This window comes from Sphingobacterium anhuiense, assembly GCF_042686355.1.
In the GTDB taxonomy this organism is placed as follows: domain Bacteria; phylum Bacteroidota; class Bacteroidia; order Sphingobacteriales; family Sphingobacteriaceae; genus Sphingobacterium; species Sphingobacterium anhuiense.
Window position 1 is genome coordinate 1,096,658 of the sequence record NZ_JBHUPE010000004.1, and the last position, 19,608, is coordinate 1,116,265.

Below are 19,608 nucleotides of genomic sequence, written 5' to 3' on the forward strand. Positions count from 1 at the left end.
TTTAAGCTGACCATTTAACGCTGCTATTTAAATTTCATTTCCAAAACCGCGAAAGTTTTTGATGCCATGAATCAAGCAACTTGTAGCAATAACTGCTGCAGTACCCATGCTAACAAGGAAGATAGCTGTTCCGTTATCTCTATTGGCAACCGCTACAGCTATTAATGCCCATACTCCTACTAAAGCATATTCGCGCATATTACGCTTCCAAGTCATAAAAACATTAACAATACCCGCTAAAATTACCATGATAATTGTCCAGTATACCGGTGAAATATTCCATCCATTCCAATCGATTTTAACGAGATAAGCGGCTATGTTTGCGATTAATGCAACAGATATCCACCCTGCATATAGCGAGAATGGCCACCAAACGAATGCGACAATACGAAATGGAGGATTAGTCAGTGCCACGCTAACATTCATAACAATCTTCAATAACGTTAGCAGTAACAAAATCATCAATAATACAGAAATTCCGATATAATCTGTCAACCAAGCAATAACCCATAAACTATTTAACAGGCATGAAACCGTAAACCATGCTCCTACCCGATCTATAATTTGGCTCTCTTTCTTTGCTTTCAATATGAAAAATGAATACGTAACAAAACCAATCAAAAGCAAATAAATCAGTCCCCAGATAGAGAAAGCAAACGACGCGGGAGTAAAAAAGTTATGATAGTGATCGGAAACAGTTTTCATTGTTCTTCCATTTATGAAACCGGTATTTGATAAGTAATTAATAACGATCGTAGTTAATAAAGCCACAAGATTAGTAATCACAAGGGTAATATTTTTCATAGTATGTTGATTATAATTCAATAACAATTAAACAGCGTACTCGTTTGCCGTTCATGTGTTAAAATTTACACCTCATGGGATCAAAGCTTCTTTTTGCCAATTTATTTCAACTTCATCGAACTTTTATGACCCTAAAAAGGTTCTAAAGTGATAAAAGAACTAATCTTTTTGAAAACCATCATATTTCTATAGCAAGATAGTTTCGCAAAAAAATAGGGTCACAGCCTGTTCAAAGCTGAGACCCTTTTATATACCAAATTAATAGCACGGTGATGAACCGAATATCAAAATTAATAACTATTACTTCTTATTTTCAACAATGCGTCCTAAAACCCGTATTTAATTTCAACATACGGTACAAATACGAAAGCGAACATAAAGAAAATGGATATTCACGCACTTTATAAAAATAAAAATTATGATCATAGAAAATATAATCGGAATCACTGCCGGAATTTTAACATCAATATCCATGTTGCCTCAGCTTTTAAAAGTGATAAAGGAAAAAACCGTTGAAGACCTTTCTTTGCCCATGATCATCATCCTGATAACGGGCTTATCCTTATGGGTTTGGTATGGGATAATAAAGAATGAATTACCGATTATTTTTTCAAACGCTTTTGCTGTCATAGTCAATTTGTTTTTACTGAGTTATTACCTGAGATTTAAGGACAAATAAGTATAGCAACTAGGATCTTCTCTCCTTATTACCTATTTACTTTTTTACTAATCTTTAAAACTCGAACCTTTTGCTTTATCAGTTGTTGTATAAGAAATGCATCAAAACCAATACGAAACAAAACCATGACTAACAACCGAATAAGGGTAACCTTAATTGCTATCCATAACAGTTTACTATTCTGGGTGGAAGTATGATGTTGGTAAGATAAAATTTCAAAAAAAATCACTTATAATAAAAAAAGATGAATGTAAAACGAATTTTCGGAACCATACTGACGCTATTAGGTGTTATAGGAATGATTTATACGGGCTATGAATTGGTTAATAAGAGTACGGCCTATACGACGCTAATCGTAGTCGGAATTATTGGACTAATCTTTTTCTTCTCTGGAATAGGCTTGGTTAAAAACACCAAGGACGAAGCTTAATGCAATTCCAAAAACTTCCTTAATTGCTAATTTATATGACTATTAGTACAATAATTATGCAGTTATTCTTTATCTTTAAATACAAAAAGAGACGTACAGCATGAATAAGATTGATATATCTGATAATTTAGCAATTCTGGAAAAGGAAAATAATGAACTTAGAAATCGCGTTGCTGAACTCTCCGACTTTATTGAAAATGGTTCTGTCCCATTACATTGGGTGGATGAGATCGGGATTATTATTTGGGCAAACCAAGCAGAATTAGATCTATTGGGTTATGACAAAGAAGAATATATTGGCCATCCGATCAGTGATTTCCATAAGGATGCAGCAGTAATCGAAGAAATTCTTAACCGCCTTACCGCCAAAGAAACCATACGGGATTTTCCTGCAAGATTGAAATGTAAAAATGGTTCTATTAAGTATGTTGTAATCAGTTCAAATGTACTTTTCAAAGATGGAAAGTTTATACATTCCCGCTGTTTTACAAAAGATGTAACGCAACTGGTTGAAGAGGAAAAAAGAAAAAATAAGCTCATGACTTTACTGGAAGAAAGTGAAGAACGCCTTAGACTAGCCATTGAGGCCACTGATCTGGGTGCTTGGGACTGGGATTTTGAAGAAAACAAACTCTATATTTCTAAACAAACCGAAAAAATTCTTGGACTACGCCTCAATGACCTTGACTACCACCACATTTTAGAGCTCCTTCACCCAGAGGATCAAAATAACGTTAACCTTATAATACAAAAGCTAAAAGAAAGCAGTTCCAATTCACACTTTGATTTTGTATGCAGGGTATTAAAGAGCGATAAAAATAGTACGATATGGATACGCGTTCAAGGAGCTACCTATATGGATAATACAAATAAGATGCATAGAATTATTGGTTCGGTACTTGATATTACTGAACTTAAAAATTCGGAAACTAAAAATGCTGAACTGGCGGCAATTGTTAATTCTTCCAATGACGCCATTGTCAGTAAAACTTTAGAAGGCATCGTAACAAGCTGGAACGCTGCAGCAGAAGAATTATTTGGGTTCAAAGCTGGTGAAATAATCGGTCAGCCTATTTTGAAGTTAATTCCTGAAAACCGCAAAAGTGAAGAGGATCATATCCTTGCAAAATTACGAGCTGGTGAATCATTAAAGCATTTTGAGACTATTCGGCAATCCAAAACGGGACAGCTGCTGGACGTGTCTCTAACCATATCACCCATTAGGGATATTACTGGTCAAATAATAGGAGTTTCAAAAATTGCTAGAGATATTTCTGAAAAAAAACAGGAAGAAAGGAGGAAAAATGATTTTATCTCCATGGTAAGCCATGAGCTGAAGACTCCGCTTACCTCCATTTTATTATTTACTCAGATCATGCAGAAAAATTATCAGGACAATAAAAATGATCTGGGTAAACAGATGAGTAACAAAATTGAAACCCAATCTAAAAAAATGATTGCCATGATACGGGATTTCCTCAGCCTCGCCAGGATTGAAGAAGATCAATTGCAAATAAATAAGGAGTCCATAACGCTTCTATCTTTATTTGAGGAAGTACGAGAGGAAGCGCAATTGATGATATCTAAGCATAAAATTAAGTTTGCCTGCGCAGAACCAATTACAATTTTTGCAGATCCTGATAAAATAGCACAGGTCTTTACCAATTTGATTTCAAATGCAATAAAATATTCACCTGCCGGTGGCACCATCACGATTGGTTGTGAGAAAAAAGACGGGAAAGTTAAATTGTTTGTTAGTGACGAAGGTATCGGAATTGCTAAAGAAGATCAAGAAAAGTTATTTAACCGATTCTACAGAGTTGATAATGAAGAAATTGCACACATATCAGGGTTCGGCATCGGGCTTTACATTGTTTCTGAGATCCTGCGTTATCATGATTCAGCAATTGAAGTAGAAAGCGAGAAAGGATCTGGAACGACCTTCTACTTTTCACTTGATGAGATCGGTGATCCAATCCCTAGCTAGGAATAAACATAAATAGAAACGTCCAACTAGTCATTAAATTATTCTGGGATCTATCCAGAAAATATCACGTAATAACAAGAGTTCTTGGGGGTTAATTAGATTATAGATCATTTCCTCTGTATCATCTAAAATTCCCCAATGATGGTCATGCTCTTTCACAGCAAGTACTTTCAGAATAGAATCTTCGTCGCATATCCAAATATCTGATTCCATAACGGTTACATGATGCTTTTTAAACCATTTTTCAGCTTGATTTGCATCCAGACACATTAGCGTTCCGGTCAGTTCTTCTATATCTCGCCTTTCATAAGTCACATGCTCCTGATAGTACATCTCTAGGTATTTAAAATAAATGTCGTGGTCACCCGTACGTAAGGCATGATTCCGGATCAGTAGCCGTTGTGGATCGAATGAAAAATCGTAAATTTCTGGATTGGCTTTGAAATGATAACGAAGATCATATAGTCTACATTTCTGCTGCAAACGTTGCGAATGATCATCTTCTACAAATACTTCTCCACCAAATTTATTATCATCTATGTGTTTTAAAACCTGATCTATTACGAGAATGGTCGGCTTTTTTAGATAAGTATTACTTCCATTAAAATTCATTTGTAGAAGATATTCGTGTACATTGTGAACCCGGAGAGGTTGCCATGTCGAATTAGATAAATCAAGAGAATTATAGGACGTCAATAAGTTATATCCTCTGCACTTTAGATCTAGAAGTAAGGGTCGGGATAAGGAAGTGAATCGCATAACATGTAGGATTAGGTAAATAAAAAATTTTACTTCATAGTAGTTTGTTGTTATTATAGAACAAATCTGTAATTCAAGTTGTTTGCTTTTTTATTCGGTTTTTGAAGAAAATTTATAATTTCTTTTTTATCTAGAATATAAGAATCAACTTTATAAGCGCCTATTTGTTATACAATTACAGTTCTCAAAAGATTTTAGTGAGTCACCGACTTTTTGGAACTCATTGCTTTGATATTGTTTATTTTACTACTAGAAAGGAGAATTTATGCCCTGGTACAACAATGATTATCCACCGTCCTATAAGAACCAGCCCGTTGAAATTCGTGATAAAGCTGTAGAAATTGCGAATGCGCTATTAAAAGAAGGCGCCAGTGAAGGAACGGCTATTGCAATAGGACTAAAGCTTGCGCGAGAACATTTTGCAAAAAAGGAGGCTGATCATAATATCGCAAAACTTATGGATGATCACGATACGTGATCATCTACCAGCTTCACTCTAATTTTTTATCAATAATTTGAAATTTACCTAAATGGTTCATTAATATGATAATAATCAAAATACGATGCATTCTTAATGGCAGATTGTTAAATAAAGATCGTGTCGCTATTGTAAATTCCATTAATCAGGACTGCAGTAATGAAATTTTTCTTACCCTTGTCTTCTGATTTAAAAAATGAATATGCTCTTAGTCTGATTCGGGTTAGCATAGCAATAAGCAGATTAATCACTAAGCCTAAAAATGACAGGACCGGAATAAATAAAAGTACAATCAGGTTTTTCATATTTATTTAAAAGTTATAACGGAAATACTATTATAAAACAAAGTGAAATAAAGGTGGTTAATAAAATATTTTAAAACAGGTATAATTCGGTACGAAGTCATTGTATATACGTGATAATACAAGTCAAAATACCTGATTTATAAAATGATAACTTTCTGTCCAGAAGAGTAAGAAAATACCTGTTTTTTTCAAATACTACGCATTCGAAGCGTCTTCTTAAACATTGTTCGTTTCAAGCCGTTCTTACTTTGGGAAATCTCAACTAAGAAGAGAGTAATGTAAACTTTAAAATGTAAAACAATGGCAAAAGATCACGGAAAACAGATTAAAGACGATGCTCAATATGAAGCATTACGCAAGAAAGGAATGAGTAAAGAAAAATCCGCACGAATTGCAAATTCTCCGGATGCCAGCAAGAAAGGCGGAGAAGCTACTGACTTGGATTCGAGGACAAAATCGGATCTACTTGCAGAAGCAAAAAGAATTGGCATAGTCGGTAGGCATTCAATGAAAAAAGATGAACTGATAAAGACTATTAGGAACCATTAAATTAAATTTATTTCAATTAATCAAAATAATTTCTTCCACATATTACATGTGGCGGCGGAATTAAATATTAACAAAACATTTCCTTCACGAATTTGGAGCACATGAAAACATTAACACCTTCATCTCACCCATCTGTCGCTCTAAATCTACGTTACGTTACAGATACGGAACCTGGTTATTGCCGCACATACACAAAAGGCAAATTCACTTATCTATCCAAGAACAAGCCTATCAAAAATAAAAATACCTTAAAGCGGATAGCTTCTCTTGTGATTCCACCAGCATGGGAAAATGTCTGGATATGCAAATTTAAAAATGGTCATATACAGGCAACAGGTATTGATAAGCGTGGTAGGAAGCAATATATTTATCATATGGACTGGTCAACCATACGCAATGTCAAAAAATTTGATCGGTTACTGGGCTTTGCAAATAAGATGAAATTACTCCGCACACAATTGCGGAAAGATCTACGGAAAAAGAAATTATCCAAAGAAAAAGTCTGTGCGATCGCAATTTCTACCATGAATGCAACTTACATACGTGCAGGAAACAAATCCTATGAACATAACTACGGCTCATATGGGCTCACCACATTAAAAAACAGACATGTCAAAATTGACAAAAATGAAATCTTTTTTAAATTTAAAGGGAAAAAAGGCGTACTTCAGCAGGTTTATATCAAGGAAGCAAAAATAGCTAAAATGCTTAAAAACGTCAAAGAAATCCCCGGTCAGGAGCTTTTTCAATATTACGATCATGATGGTGCTATTCAACGGCTTGATTCAGGAGATCTGAACCGCTATTTAAAACAAGCGATGCAAGAAGATTATACCTGTAAAGATTTCCGTACATGGGCAGGTTGCACGCTTGCCTTTATGATGATGGCTAATGAGCCTTATGGCGAACTTATTTCTGAACGTAAAAAAGTACTGGTCACCATCCTTGATCATGTCGCTAAACAACTCGGCAATACCAGATCAGTTACAAGGAACTATTATATTCATCCGGAATTGCAGAAACAGTATGTAGATGGTGATTTAAAAAATGAATTATTAAAACTTAAACGGAAAATGGTGCAAAACACAGATAGTGCGACCGAAAAGGCGCTGCTGAAATTTATCAGATCACGTTGTGAAAAATAACCTATTACATTTGATCATCGTGCAAACTATGAAAAAAGGGGCAATTGCCCCTTTTCCCTGTTAACCTCAATATTGAAATGATTTTTTATACTAAACGCTTGATATAATTAAATCGTATCGGTAATGGTATCTCGTAACAATTTAATCTGGTCGTGCGCAACCAATTGTTTACTTAATTGATTTTCAATTAAGCTGACCACATGGATGGATAAAGCCTCCCGATCTTCTTCAAGGGTCTTCTTGTAGGTAGCTTTAAAAGCATCTTCTCCTTTTTCACAGCTTTCCAATAGACTTTTACGATCATTTCCCGAAATATTAACTTTTATATTCATCCAAAGTCTAAAAAGTTTACCGCTCAACATCGTACTGTCTGTAGGTTGTTCACCTTCAAGCGTGACATATGGAGTAAGCTCGGTAATAAACTGTTCTGACTGCAGGATATATTTGGCAAATATACCACCTAGATCATCGATCCGCATACTATGTGCTAGATCTAATGCTTCTCTATATCCAGCTATCCTATCGTTGTTAATTTTTATTAGATCATTGATAATTGCCGGATCATTTGCTCTGTTTTCCATAGCTCTATTTTTTGAAATATAAATTTAAAACTCTTGATTTATCTAGAAAACAACCTCAAGGCAGAAATAGTTTAAATCATAATCATTTCGGGTATTTAGAACATTTAAATCGTATTTATAACCCTTAGGGGAAGTACTGAAGCATGCATGATGATTTTAAAGAACAGATTAATTTCGTTTTGTGTTGATTGCTTTACTCCATTCTGTATGTCTACATCGTGGACATTTTGATTCTCTATCATGCAGTTGTTCGATAAAACCACAATACATGCAGGCGTGAAAGTCATATAGCTGAAAGGATTCAACCTTTTTATAATCATCTGGAAATAAAGGAAGACCATACTTCACCTCATCTTCTGGATAAAATAAAATACTCATCGAACCATCAATTTCTAATAGGGCCATTCTCACTTGACCTAAGTGTTCCACCGACTGATTACGTAGTTCGGAAAAGAATTCCATTTTTGAAAAGTCACCATCATGTTCATGTTTTAAATCAAACATTCCATCCCTCACAACTACCATCGCTTCCCCTTCTAAAATCTTATTGATAAACACCGATTTTGATGATAACCAAGTTATAAATTTATAGATAATGATAACCGAAAATAATACAACAAAGGCATAAATAACGGGTAATTCTTCTTGAAACATGGGATCTCCAGCCGCAGATCCGAGGCTCAGAATAATCGCCACCTCGAAAAGCGTTAATTGCCTTACACCTTTTTTTCCTGAAAGCCTAAGAATCACCAATATCAGGATAAACATGATGACTGAGCGTCCCACAATTTCTAAAAGGAAATCCCATTCAGCGCCTTCCCAAATTATCTTTTTCATTTCAAACATACGTCCTCAGCACTAAAGTTTTACCTGCTCACGAGGAAATGTATCTGGCTCTGGCATATCATTCAATTGATCATTTTGAGGATCAACGCCGGCTTCCCCGTCACCTTCCTGCTTTTTATTTCTCTTATCTACAACTGAGGTAATTGTTTTCTTTTTCTTCGGTTGCTTGTCCTTATCAACAATACCGACTTTTGCATTTTCATTTTTAGTAGCCATAATCGTATTCATTTAGTTTATTGTAATGATATAACGTGGTGCTATGTCAAAAGTTTGTATTTTAATTACCGTAACAAATACCTGAAATTAACGACAGTATACCTGATTAATGCTTCAAAAATATACTTTAAACGTGCTTTACGTATCCTTCTACTTATCCTAAAGTATTCTTAAACAAACTTTTAGTCTTTCAGAATTGTTCTTTTGGTGGTGACATCATCAATACGTTATAGCTTTAAATCAAATCACTATGGATGAGACTTATGCATATGTACATGAACTGCTGAATCGCCAGATGGCACTTCGAGCAAAAATTGAAGATAGCCCCATTGCAGGTGATATTCAATTTGAGTATGGACATGATTATTATCAGGAAGAAACGAGGTGCATGGGATTGCGCATGATCAGAGATGGATTGGATAAAGAAGGCGAAAAATTAATCTTAGATTTTACAACTGAACACTACCCTGGCAATGAAGAAAACGAAAAGAAATGGATTGGTAAGATGATGCGATACCTTAACGCAATTACTCCAACACTTATTGACAATTTACTTGCAGAGGGTTATACTGCTTTACAGAGTAATGTAGAACTTCCAAATGAGAATGCCATCTTCTATCCTATCTACGATTTAAATACGGACACAAAACGCCTCTTATTTATGGATAGTAATATTTTAATCGATCTGAAGCAGGCAGATGCATATGAAAATTTGCAGGGTTGGGTCTATTATACTTCTACATAATGGAGAAATTACAAAATCAGATAGTTCCTCAACCCAAGTAAATCTATTGATTCACATGAACATAAGTTCATTTTTAATTGTTATTCTATTAAAAAGATGAAGAATATTATTCCAACCCAGAAAGAAGGCAATAAACTTGACTGTTTTGAAACAGTTGAGTTTACAAGCACTGAAATTGCCAGCGAGGCTTTTATTATAGCATCCTACAACCTATTGGCGGTCAATGAATGGCACAAAATTGCAGAACTTCCTGCGGCGGTATTTAAGCTTGTTGACAACAATGGTCTCGAATTGCATCGTCCACTTCAGTTACACGATTACATCAAAATTGATATTCCAGGACCTGGATTACCCCGAACAAAAGGTTATGACTGGGTTAACGTTGTGCATATGGAATCTAAGGAAATGGCCGAATTTAAAATCCTATCAGTCAGTCTAAAGCCATGTCCAGATCCTACTGATCCTGAAAATAAAGAAACAGCACATTTTTTTGAGGGAATAGCGACTTCGACTTTGATTGTTGAGCAAAGAAATAATAGTTTATTGTTTCAGTATGCTGGACGAAATGAGGTTTTAAATACCGAAAATACGCATATCATCGATAATGTCCGAAACTTTATGGTAGGACTTGGTGCGGTTTTGGGGGCATCTTATCCGCAATGGAAGGCCCTTATTAAAGGTTTTGCTAATGATGTTAAAGAAGTGTAATTACAAATTAGATGCTTTGATTTACAAATATTCAAAATACTTCTGCTTCTTTCCTTTTTAAGGATCATACGTTAATCAGGCATATTAAAGACTGCATAATCATTAACATAAACCCTCGTTATGAATAAAGATGCTGTGATCTTCATTTCTAAAAATCACAGCATCAGTTTTTTTATGATACTGCGGTACTGTTCTTACTATAGTTTTCAATTACAGATAGGATATCCAACAGATCACTAATAACCTGATCCGGATTAGCAGTAGCCAATTGTACAGCGGTATGTGCTCCTGTGGTGATACCTATGCTCAATCCACAGCCTGCATTTTGTCCTTCTTGAATGTCAATCGTTGAATCGCCAATTTTTGCAACTCTTGAAGCATCGGTAATACCCATCTTCGCCATTGCTAATTGAATCATATCTGGTTCTGGTCGATTATGTTCAACATCCGAAGCAGTAATGAGAAGATCAATGTCTATACCTACTTCCCAATTCAGTTTTTTCAATAATGATTCTGCTGTCAATCGATCATACCCAGTATTAAGTACTCTTAAAATACCCATATCTTTTAACTTTATGAAAAGTGCTGCCGCATTAGTACATGGATAAATGGTTTCCACTTCATAAGCACTTTTAAGCTGCACAAGAAACAATTGAAAAATCTCTGTTGCCAATTGATCATTTTCTAAATCTAAACTATTTTTCAAGATAGTTTTTATAGCTTCCAACTTTTCTTTACCTGCACCATGCTCTAAAACTTCTTCTAAACTAAGATCAAAACCACCAACGCTATTGATTGCATTTCTAAGTGTTTTATAAACGATGTTATCTTCATTAACAGTTGTTCCCGCCATATCAAATACGACCATCTTAATTTTACTTTCCATATCTTTCTATTGTGTTATTATGCTATTATTTATTTTAATCAATCTATATAGGCTGTATGAGGCCTTTATGCCTATTTCGGCTATCTTAAAAACTCAATCGGAATTAATTTCCGCCTTTGCCAACAAAGCATGTCCGTATTCCTTATCTCAGAATTTACAGGCGTTATCCTATCAAGAGGATGTAAAACAAACCTTTTAGGAAAAGGTTCTAATCTAAAACAAGTTAAATTATAGCCTTTATTTTCCTTTCATACATTTATTTATGAACTTACATGAGCTCTGTTACACAACAATCTACCTTCACATACGGTCTCACATTTCCATGTGTTTAACAAAACTAAACTTTGTTCATTAAAACTAAACAAAATTTATGTTAAATTTTTATTAATTATTTTTAAACACGATCATGAGTAGCTAAAAGTTTCGAAAACGGTGTGTTTAGATCCTTAAGGAATTGCTGAATAGACATCTTAATACTTTATAATGACTCATACAGCTAAATTTATTGTTAAATTTGTCTAGGGAATAATTCTTTCAATTTCTATTACATAAATACGCTCAGAGACACTTTCGTCTTTTTAGCATGGTAGAATTATTGCTAAGGCAAACATAATTTTGTGCATGAAATTTTTATTTAAAATATTTTTTCTTTTTTTTATAATCTTCGGGATCTTCTTTGGTGAAAGCAAGGCCAATGATATTCAATATCTCGCTAGCCCTTGGGTACAGCAATTTACAAAATCTACTTACAAAGCCGGCAATCAAAACTGGGGCTTGAGTGTCGATCAGAATGGTCTAATTTACGCCGCTAATTCTGATGGTTTATTAGAGTATGATGGCGCATACTGGAATCTCTATCCTCATCCTAATAAAGGTATCGTCCGTGTTGCACAGGTACATCCAGATGGGAAAATCTATACGGGAGGCCAATCAGAATTTGGCTATTGGCTGAAAAATAATAATGGTCGTTTAACCTACCATTCCATAAGTAAGCGCTTACTTAAAGATCTTAATGATGAGATCTGGAAAATAATCATTCAAGACCATCGGATTATCTTCCAATCTTTCTCTACGATCTATATTTATGAAAATGACAAGATCAAAACTATTACTGAAGATGGAGAGCCTTTTCTATTTGCATTTCAAGCCAATAAGAGAATTTTCGTAGAAAAAATACCGAGTGGACTTCATGAACTAAAAAATAATAAGCTCATTCCTGTTTCGGGTAAAGAGCAGTTAAAGGGACATAACATTTTAAGTATTCTACCTTTTGATGCAGTGTCATTCTTAATTGGAACAGCTAAAGGCGGATTATTTTTAATGAGCAAATCTGGAGAAATAACGCCCTGGAAAAATGACATCAATGAAGAATTAAAAAATGTACAGATCAACAATGGGATCAAGCTACTCAACCATTATTACGTATTTGGAACGATCTTAAACGGTATCTACATTCTTGATGAAAATGGATCTTTTGTTCAGCATATTAATAAAAGTGTTGGTTTGCAAAATAATACCGTTCTTAGTTTAACAGTAGATAAACAGTCAAATATATGGTCTGGTCTGGACAATGGTATTGACCGCATTGCGATTAATGCTGATCTCTACTATTATTCGGATAACTCAGGAAAACTTGGCACCATCTATTCTGCAAAAATTTACCAAGGATATCTTTATTTAGGGACTAACCAAGGTCTATTTTATACTTCATGGAATCCGAACAAAAAATATCAGCCTATAGACTTTAAGATGATCCATGGCTCTCAGGGCCAAGTATGGAATCTAGAAGTAATCAATAACGTATTGGTATGTGGACATAATACAGGTACCTTTCAAATTCAAGGTACAGCGATGTCCTTATTATCACCAAAAACAGGTGGTTGGGTTATCAAACTGCTTTCCCCTCATGCACCATATGTATTACAGGGAAATTATACAGGTGTGTCCCTATTTAATAGTTTACCTAATGCATTAACTTATCAGACGCAATATCCTAATTTCAGATCTGGCGTACAATTATTAGAAACACAAAGTAAAAATTCGGTTTGGGCGGCAGGTTACAATGAACTGAATCTACTTAAATTTTCAGATGATTTTAGTGTTATTAAACAGATTAAACCTTATGCACAAAAGAATGGTTTACCCAAATCGGGTTATTTAGGTGTTTACAAATTGGCCGCAATCAATGTTTTTACGACAGATAGCGGACTATATGTTTACGACGAACTCATTGATAAATTTACGCCCTATCATCAATTAAACAATAAATTGGGCACATTCTCCAAAGCAAATAAGATTATACCAGCAGGAAATAATAGCTATTGGTTTATTAATAAAACCAGAATTGCTTTAGTCGATTTATTACAAGGAGGGCAAATTCGGGTTGATTCCATCAAATTGGCTTCTCTAGAAGATAATATGATGAAATATTATGAAAACATTTCGGCACTCAATCCGAATCAGTACTTGATCAGTATTGATAATGGCTTCTCTTTGCTCAATTTGGGAAGGGATAATTTTAAGCCCAATAATGTACCAGCTCCCCTCATCAGGAATATCAGATCTCTTTTCTCTACAGATAGTATAATTTTTAATAAAAATGAAGAAATAGTTGATATAAAATACAAAAACAACAGTATACAAATATCTTATGCTTTACCTTTTTACACTGAAACTCCTGTTCAATATCAATTTAAATTGACAAACACGCAAGAGGAATGGTCTGAATGGTCTAAACTGCCCTACAAAGAGTTTACGAATCTGGCAGTTGGTCAGTATGTATTTACAGTTCGTGCAAAACTGCCAAACGGATTTATCACCAAGGAAACAAAAGTTGAAATCGAAATCCTACCTCCCTGGTACAGAACCTGGTATGCTTATCTAGGGTATTTAATATTACTGGTTTTAGCAATAAAAGAAGTCCGGAAATGGTACAACAAAAAGCTAATTAAACATGAGAAACAGGTAAAAAAGGCTTATTTGCTTAAACAAGAAGAACTTTTAAAGCAGGAAGCAATCCGAGCACAGCAACACTTGATCGAAATTAAAAATAAGCAACTGGAACAGGAATTATATAATAAGAATAAGGAACTGACTAATGCTACGATGAATATTGTGCAAAAGAATGAATTATTAAATGCACTGAATCACGAATTATTACAGTTGAAGGACGAAAATGGAAATAAACTGCAGCCTGAGCAATTACAAAAAGTGGCCAAGATCCTTAAAAATGCTTATGAAGATAATATGGACTGGCATCTGTTTGAACAGAGTTTTAATGAAACTCATGAGAATTTCTTTAAAAAGTTAAAGCATCAATTTCCCGAATTAATGCCTAATGATTTAAAACTATGTGCCTATCTGAGGTTGAACATGAGCAGTAAAGAAATTGCCAGCTTATTAAATATAACCACACGTGGTGTTGAGATTAGACGTTACCGATTACGTAAAAAATTGAATATAACAACTGAACAGAATTTAACTGATTTTTTAATGAATATTAGCTAGGAAAATGCCCTAGATCGTGGATCCCTATCTACGACATGAGATCATTTTGTTATTAAAAGACACTAAAACACTACATCATTACCTCTCACGCACTATAGTGTGCTTTAAACACTTAGTATTAAATAAAGTAATATATCACTTACTTTAACAACCTGACCATCAACTAACTTATTTATACAAATTGTGATTTTACCATTATCTCAAATGGTGATGTATTAATGTATAAGTGTTAAATTATACATTTCGCATACTACATCACATCTTTGCTGTATCAAAATTTAATGAAAGGGTTAAATTTTGTTAACAAACATTCAGATTAATTGGAATTGATAAATTAAAATAACACAAAAGTCACACCTATGAGGAAGTTATTTACATTACTATTACTCCCAGCATTTTGCCAATTTAATGTGTCAGTTTATGCACAGAGTGGAAAAGTGATCACTGGAAAAATTACAGCTAAATCTTCAAACGCTGTACTTTCTGGAGTAACCATTGCGGTTAAAGGAACTAGCGTTGCTACGCAATCTGACGCAAATGGAGAATTTAAAATTACAGCAGACCCCAATCAGGTTTTAATTTTCCGCTATATCGGTTATGATGGAAAAGAAGTCGTAATTGGTCAACAGAACAATGTACAAGTCAATTTAGAAGAACAAAATACAGCTTTAGATGAAATCGTGGTTATTGGTTACGGTACCGCTAAGAAAGTAGATCTAACAGGTTCGATAGGACGTGTTACTTCAAGTGATATTGTAAAACAACCGGCACTGAATGCTGTTCAATCTGTACAGGGGAAAATATCTGGTGTTAACATTATTGCGAATGAAGCTCCGGGCTCTGCTCCTACAGTAATTATCCGTGGTCTTGGTACGGCATCTGGCGGTCGTGAACCTTTATATATTGTCGACGGTTTCCCTGTTGATAATATCACCAATATCAACTCAGCGGATATTGTGTCGATTGATATCCTTAAAGATGCCTCTTCCGCTTCTATCTACGGTTTAAGAGCTGCTAATGGTGTAATCCTAGTAACGACTAAAAAAGGTAAGGCAGGACGTGCTCAAATAACTTATGATGGGTATGTTGGTGCTAAAGGCATTCTCAACCGTGTTAAAATGGCCGATGCTAATGAATATGTCACTCATTTTAATGAGAATTTAAAAGGTATTGGTACAAAAACAGGATTTTTAGCTTCAGATCAAAAAAACAATACCGATTGGTATGATGAATTGTTACAGACTGGCATAGTGACCAATAACGTCGTTAGCTTATCTGGAGGTTCAGATGCAGTAGATTATTTCTTTAGTTATAACAATTTTACAGAAAAAGGAATTACGGAAGGATCCCAATATGTCCGCAACACAATCCGTAATAATAATACCTACAAATTCTTTGATAATAAATTAAAACTAAGCCAGACTCTAAATATTTCTTTTGCCAACGATCGTACTAAGCCATTAAGTGCTTTCGATGCGGCATACCGTCAGTCACCCTTAGTTCCTGTTATGTATGAAAACGGACGCTACGGAAGACCTATTTACAATAAAACAACTGGTGAAGCAACCTATATCGTTGGAGCTGGTCAAGTTGGTGGAAAGTTAAACGACACCGGTAACCCGGTGTATGAAAACAAAATGCAGCAACAGTATAATAAAAACTTGAGCATCCAAGGTGGACTTCAAGCGGAATATCAAATCACCAGCGATTTGAAATTCACTTCTCGCTTAGGAGTTACTAAATACTTTTCGCAAAACAGAGGCTTTAATGATATAAGAGACCGTTATCTCAATGTAGATCCTCTAAATACAGTTGCGGAATTCGAGCGTTTGAAGGCACAAAACCCGACTTCTTTGACTTATGCGAACAACAGTTTAAATATAGCTAAAACAGAAACATTCAGATGGGTATGGGAAAATTTTGTCTCCTATCAAAAAAGCTTCGGAAAGCATAATATAGACGCTACTTTAGGTAATTCAAGAGAGAAATTTGGAATTGGAAATATGTCTGACCTAACAGGTTATGACGTGCCTAATCAATCCCAATACTGGAATATTGATCTAGCATCATCAACGTATACGAAGCAAATCAAACAAACCTACTATACACCGACCGCATTGGTATCTTATTTTGCCCGTGCACAGTATAATTACGATTCAAAATACTATTTAACTGCAACTGTACGTCGTGATGGTTCAAGTAAATTTAAAGCATCAGGCGAATACTTTGATATCTTTCCTTCTTTTGGAGCGGGTTGGACAGTATCCAATGAGAGCTTTATGCAAGGGTCAGGCATAGACTTCTTAAAATTAAGAGCGAACTGGGGCCGATTAGGTAATCAAAACGTACCTTTAAACGTTTCCCAAGTATTATCTTCTCCAGGATCCGATAACTATAATTATGTTTTTGGTCCAGGTCAGGATTTAGTATTTGGAGCAGCCTATGGAAGTCCGGCACGAAATCTGGGTTGGGAAGTAACTGAAGAATCGGGATTAGGACTTGATTTTACTTTATTGAATAACCGTTTAAGTGGTAACGTTGATTATTACAACAAGTCTAATACAAATGTTATTTTAGAGGTAAAACCTTTACTGAATTCACCATTTTCTCAAAAGTATTTTGATCATGGCGGAAAAGTGTCTAACCAAGGAGTTGAGATTGGTTTAAACTGGACAGATCAAATTAATGAAAACCTATCCTACAGTATTGGCGGTAACTATTCTTACAACAAAAATACATTAAAACAGGTAAAACCAGCATATGATGGAGCTATCGGTGGAAGCTTAAATAATGGACAAATTACAAAACAATTAAAAGAAGGTCAACCTATCTATGCTTGGTATATGTATGAAGCAGTTGGGGTGTGGCAAACAGAAGCTGAAATTGCTAATGGTGTAGCAACAACTGGAGCAAAACCTGGGTATTTAAAATACAAAGATCAGAATGAAGATGGTGTTATCGATGAAAACGATAAAATCTTTCATGGTTCGTATCTTCCCTCTTCTACATTTGGTTTAAACCTAAGTGTGAACTATAAAAAATGGGATTTCACAGCTCAAGGTTATGGCGTTGCTGGAAATAAAATTTACAATGGTTTAAAAGGAACACGTGTTGATGGTGGAGAAAACATCACAAAAGAAACTTTTGATAACCGCTGGACTGGAGCAGGGACATCCAATACACATCCTGGAGCAGCTCATGATGCATTAGCTTCAAGTTACTATTTAGAGTCAGGAGCATATTTTAGAATCAATAACTTAACATTAGGTTATACCATTCCGAAATTATACAACTCAACTTCTAAAATTAGAATGTACGTAACAGCACAGAACCCTTTTATCTTCACAAAATATACAGGTTTCTCTCCTGAAATTACTGGTACAGGTTCGGGTGTTCCTTCTGAAACGGCAGGAATTGAGCTTTCGGCTTACCCAACAACACGTAATTTTATTTTCGGAGTCAATGTTTCATTCTAAACTTTAAAAATTAAAAATCATGAAATTTAACAAATTACATATAGCCTTAATTTTAACAGCAGGTTTGAGCATGTCTGCCTGTAAAGATTCAGCATTTTTAGATGTGCCTTCTCAAGAAATTGTTGAAGAAGGTGATAAAGATCAGGTTTACACACCCGAATCTTATGTCAATGCGGTTTATGGTATGTTTACCGACTGGAATTATTCTTTTTCTTATGTGGCCATTACAGATATGCTTTCTGATAACGCGGACAAAGGCTCTTCTCCTACCGATCCCGGAGGTGATAAGCAAGAAATCGACAATCTAATGTATACCAGTTCTTCAGGATCTTTTGGAGCATTATGGTCACACTGGTACAAATCAATCGGGCGTGCTACGCAATCTATCGAATTGACAGAGTCATCAACTATAGAAGATGCTACTTATAAAAATAGATTAATCGGTGAGGCTAAGTTTTTACGCGCCTTGAATTATTTCTATTTAGTACGTGGTTGGGGCGATGTCCCTATTCAGTCGCAAGACCTAATAATCCGTGCGCCTAAAGCAGAAGTTTATGCTTATATCATTAAAGATTTAAAAGATGCTATTGAGGCATTGCCTCTAAAATCTGCTTATGCATCTAAAGATCTGGGTCGCGCTACAAAAGGCGCTGCTCAAGCTTTATTATCAAAAGTATATTTATACAATCAAAATTGGAATGAGGCCTATACGTTAGCGAAAGAAGTGATTAACTCCGGTCAATATGGTTTGGAATCGAAGTATGAAGTTCTTTGGCGTGCAAGTTCTGAGAATGGTACCGAGTCGATCTTTGAATTCCAGGCGCGTGGAGAAGCGATTGCACATGGTGTTCAACAATATTCTGAAGTACAGGGTGCACGCGGTGTTACCGGCTGGGGCTGGGGTTTCAATACACCATCTGAGAATCTATTAAAAGCTTTTAATGATGAAAAGGATGATATCCGTCGCGACGCGACCATTATCTTCCGTGGAGAAACTTTATGGGATGGCCGTGTCGTTGGAACAGGAGTTGAAAATCCAATGTACAATGAGAAAGCATACTCATCGGCAAATGCAGGTGCTGCTGATGGTGATAAAAATGTGCGTTATTTACGTTTAGGCGAGGTATATTTGATTTTAGCAGAAGCCGCTAATGAAATGGGTAACACTGGAGAAGCAACAACTGCTCTTAATACCATTCGTACGCGTGTTAAATTGCCTAATACCACAGCTACCAATCAAGCGGACTTACGCAAAGCTATCTGGAAAGAACGCCGTCTAGAATTAGCTTTTGAGCATGACCGTTGGTTTGATTTAGTTCGTACAAAACAAGCCCCTGAAGCTATGAAAGCGGATGGAAAAACATTTGCTGACAAGCATTATTTGTTCCCGATTCCTTACGAACAATTAACACAAACACCAGATATGGTGAAAAATCCGGGTTACTAAAATTCAGGTTTACAATAAAACATCAAAAACTGGGACTTATTAGCACTAAGTCCCAGTTCT

The 19,608-nt window shown here is 35.3% G+C and carries 18 protein-coding genes; 11 read left to right on the plus strand and 7 right to left on the minus strand.

Features of this window, described 5'->3' with window-relative positions; translation table 11 throughout:
- Positions 1 to 27: 27 nt before the first annotated feature.
- Complete coding sequence (locus ACFS6I_RS10410; RefSeq protein ID WP_380920250.1) at positions 28 to 804, minus strand: hypothetical protein; 777 nt, start codon at positions 802 to 804, stop codon at positions 28 to 30.
- Positions 805 to 1,222: 418 nt separating this feature from the next.
- Here ACFS6I_RS10410 and ACFS6I_RS10415 point away from each other — a divergent pair, with 418 nt between their 5' ends.
- The 3 genes from ACFS6I_RS10415 (at position 1,223) to ACFS6I_RS10425 (ending at position 3,900) form a co-directional block, all read left to right on the plus strand.
- Positions 1,223 to 1,483, plus strand: a complete 261-nt coding sequence (locus tag ACFS6I_RS10415) for a SemiSWEET transporter (protein WP_380920252.1) — start codon at positions 1,223 to 1,225, stop codon at positions 1,481 to 1,483.
- 244 nt (positions 1,484 to 1,727) lie between these two features.
- On the plus strand, positions 1,728 to 1,913 hold the full coding sequence (locus ACFS6I_RS10420; protein ID WP_380920254.1) for a hypothetical protein: 186 nt from the start codon (positions 1,728 to 1,730) through the stop codon (positions 1,911 to 1,913).
- Positions 1,914 to 2,013: 100 nt separating this feature from the next.
- Positions 2,014 to 3,900, plus strand: a complete 1,887-nt coding sequence (locus ACFS6I_RS10425; protein ID WP_380920256.1) for a PAS domain-containing sensor histidine kinase — start codon at positions 2,014 to 2,016, stop codon at positions 3,898 to 3,900.
- Positions 3,901 to 3,933: 33 nt separating this feature from the next.
- On the opposite strand, the gene ACFS6I_RS10430 is transcribed toward ACFS6I_RS10425, so the two are convergent.
- On the minus strand, positions 3,934 to 4,512 hold the full coding sequence (locus ACFS6I_RS10430; RefSeq protein WP_380920258.1) for a hypothetical protein: 579 nt from the start codon (positions 4,510 to 4,512) through the stop codon (positions 3,934 to 3,936).
- A gap of 412 nt (positions 4,513 to 4,924) precedes the next feature.
- On the opposite strand from ACFS6I_RS10430, the gene ACFS6I_RS10435 reads away from it, so the two are divergent.
- Entirely contained in the window at positions 4,925 to 5,137 is a 213-nt protein-coding gene (locus ACFS6I_RS10435; RefSeq protein WP_346588992.1) for a hypothetical protein, read from the plus strand.
- Between the two features lie 107 nt (positions 5,138 to 5,244).
- Here ACFS6I_RS10435 and ACFS6I_RS10440 read toward each other — a convergent pair whose 3' ends face one another.
- Positions 5,245 to 5,442, minus strand: coding sequence for a hypothetical protein (locus ACFS6I_RS10440; protein ID WP_168126409.1), 198 nt, complete (start codon positions 5,440 to 5,442; stop codon positions 5,245 to 5,247).
- A 300-nt stretch (positions 5,443 to 5,742) separates the two neighbouring features.
- Between ACFS6I_RS10440 and ACFS6I_RS10445 the strand changes: the two genes are divergently transcribed.
- The gene (locus ACFS6I_RS10445) at positions 5,743 to 5,991 is read left to right on the plus strand and encodes a DUF7218 family protein (protein WP_380920261.1); all 249 of its coding nucleotides are present in this window, start codon (positions 5,743 to 5,745) and stop codon (positions 5,989 to 5,991) included.
- 101 nt (positions 5,992 to 6,092) lie between these two features.
- Positions 6,093 to 7,136 (plus strand): DNA topoisomerase IB, encoded by a 1,044-nt coding sequence (locus ACFS6I_RS10450; RefSeq protein WP_380920263.1) that lies wholly within the window; start codon positions 6,093 to 6,095, stop codon positions 7,134 to 7,136.
- Between the two features lie 107 nt (positions 7,137 to 7,243).
- On the opposite strand, the gene ACFS6I_RS10455 is transcribed toward ACFS6I_RS10450, so the two are convergent.
- The 3 genes from ACFS6I_RS10455 to ACFS6I_RS10465 form a co-directional block, all read right to left on the minus strand.
- Positions 7,244 to 7,717 (minus strand): ferritin-like domain-containing protein, encoded by a 474-nt coding sequence (locus ACFS6I_RS10455; protein ID WP_380920265.1) that lies wholly within the window; start codon positions 7,715 to 7,717, stop codon positions 7,244 to 7,246.
- A gap of 168 nt (positions 7,718 to 7,885) precedes the next feature.
- On the minus strand, positions 7,886 to 8,554 hold the full coding sequence (locus ACFS6I_RS10460) for a DUF421 domain-containing protein (protein ID WP_380920267.1): 669 nt from the start codon (positions 8,552 to 8,554) through the stop codon (positions 7,886 to 7,888).
- 21 nt (positions 8,555 to 8,575) lie between these two features.
- Entirely contained in the window at positions 8,576 to 8,779 is a 204-nt protein-coding gene (locus ACFS6I_RS10465) for a hypothetical protein (protein WP_380920269.1), read from the minus strand.
- Between the two features lie 250 nt (positions 8,780 to 9,029).
- Here ACFS6I_RS10465 and ACFS6I_RS10470 point away from each other — a divergent pair, with 250 nt between their 5' ends.
- Positions 9,030 to 9,524, plus strand: coding sequence for a hypothetical protein (locus ACFS6I_RS10470; RefSeq protein ID WP_132767783.1), 495 nt, complete (start codon positions 9,030 to 9,032; stop codon positions 9,522 to 9,524).
- A 96-nt stretch (positions 9,525 to 9,620) separates the two neighbouring features.
- Entirely contained in the window at positions 9,621 to 10,232 is a 612-nt protein-coding gene (locus tag ACFS6I_RS10475) for a hypothetical protein (RefSeq protein WP_021188397.1), read from the plus strand.
- Between the two features lie 172 nt (positions 10,233 to 10,404).
- Here ACFS6I_RS10475 and ACFS6I_RS10480 read toward each other — a convergent pair whose 3' ends face one another.
- Positions 10,405 to 11,118, minus strand: a complete 714-nt coding sequence (locus tag ACFS6I_RS10480; protein ID WP_380920272.1) for an HAD family hydrolase — start codon at positions 11,116 to 11,118, stop codon at positions 10,405 to 10,407.
- A 621-nt stretch (positions 11,119 to 11,739) separates the two neighbouring features.
- On the opposite strand from ACFS6I_RS10480, the gene ACFS6I_RS10485 reads away from it, so the two are divergent.
- From ACFS6I_RS10485 to ACFS6I_RS10495, 3 genes are all read left to right on the plus strand, one after another.
- Entirely contained in the window at positions 11,740 to 14,625 is a 2,886-nt protein-coding gene (locus ACFS6I_RS10485; protein WP_380920274.1) for a helix-turn-helix and ligand-binding sensor domain-containing protein, read from the plus strand.
- Positions 14,626 to 14,984: 359 nt separating this feature from the next.
- The gene (locus ACFS6I_RS10490) at positions 14,985 to 18,101 is read left to right on the plus strand and encodes a SusC/RagA family TonB-linked outer membrane protein (protein WP_380920276.1); all 3,117 of its coding nucleotides are present in this window, start codon (positions 14,985 to 14,987) and stop codon (positions 18,099 to 18,101) included.
- Between the two features lie 19 nt (positions 18,102 to 18,120).
- Positions 18,121 to 19,548 carry a RagB/SusD family nutrient uptake outer membrane protein gene (locus ACFS6I_RS10495; RefSeq protein ID WP_380920278.1) on the plus strand — a complete coding sequence of 476 codons (1,428 nt, stop codon included), beginning with the start codon at positions 18,121 to 18,123 and terminating at the stop codon, positions 19,546 to 19,548.
- Positions 19,549 to 19,608 lie beyond the last annotated feature (60 nt).